The sequence below is a fragment of the Microcoleus sp. Pol17C6 genome (assembly GCF_036701145.1).
In the GTDB taxonomy this organism is placed as follows: domain Bacteria; phylum Cyanobacteriota; class Cyanobacteriia; order Cyanobacteriales; family Microcoleaceae; genus Microcoleus.
Window position 1 is genome coordinate 3,296 of sequence record NZ_JAUBQH010000125.1, and the last position, 1,270, is coordinate 4,565.

The 1,270-nt window shown below is 57.2% G+C and carries 1 protein-coding gene; it reads left to right on the plus strand.

The features are described 5' to 3' along the window. The coding region (locus QUA25_RS28610; protein WP_445242258.1) for an Ig-like domain-containing protein at positions 1-1,270 on the plus strand (1,270 nt) is incomplete at both ends.

The window sequence follows — 1,270 nt, forward strand, 5'->3', positions numbered from 1 at the left end:
GGTATTGTGACTTGGACGGCGATCACATCCCTAGCCAGCGCAGCCAGCGCCAACAGAACCGTCAGTTTCGCAGTTCCCGCCACCATCAGCGCCATCGCCAACACTGCTAGCAGCACCTCAACGAGTCCAGACCCCAATCCTGCCAACAACAACGGCCGTGAGCCTGGCGCAACTGTTACCACCACTATCACCGCTGCCCCCACTCCGACTCCCCCACTCCCACCGACTCCGACTCCAACTCCCGCCAACAAACCACCGATAGCTAGCAACGTCAACCTCGAAATCGCCCCCAGCAGCGCTGTGGCGATCGCAGGACTCGGAGGAAGCGACCCCGACGGTTCGATCGCATCCTTCACCATCAACACCGTCCCACCCGCAAATGAAGGGCTGATATTTTTAGGCAATCCCGATACTGGCGGCACGATTGTCACCGCAGGTCAAATTCTGACACCTGCTGACATTAACCAATTATTTTTCCAATCGACAGCCAACTTTACAACAGCAAATTTTACCTACAGCGCTACAGACAACCAGGGTGCCACCAGCCCCGCCAGTGCTACTGTATCGGCGCTGCTGCCGGTGCCAAACCAACCGCCCGTAGCTAACAACGTCAACCTTGAGATCGGCCCCAGCAGCGCTGTGGCGATCGCAGGACTCGGAGGAAGCGACCCCGACGGCTCGATCGCATCCTTCACCATCAACACCGTCCCACCCGCAAATGAAGGGCGGATATTTTTAGGCAATCCCGATACTGGCGGCCGGATTGTCACCCCAGGTCAAATTCTGACACCTACTGACATTAACCAATTATTTTTCCAATCGACAGCCAACTTTACAACAGCAAATTTCACCTACAGCGCTACAGACAACCAAGGTGCTACCAGCCCCGCCAGCGCTACTGTCTCTGCCATTCCCCTGAACGAACCAACACCACCAACACCAACACCACCAACACCACCAACACCAACACCACCAACACCACCAACACCAACACCACCAACACCACCAACACCAACACCAACACCACCAACACCACCAACACCAACACCAACACCACCAACACCACCAACACCGGCGCCGGAACCAGCACCACCAACACCGGCGCCGGAACCAGCACCACCAACACCGGAACCAACACCACCAACACCGGCGCCAACACCAACACCACCAACACCGGCGCCAACACCAACACCACCAACACCCGCCCCCGAACAACCAACACCGACGCCAGAACCAACCCCCATATTCAACCCAGTACCCGAACCCGATA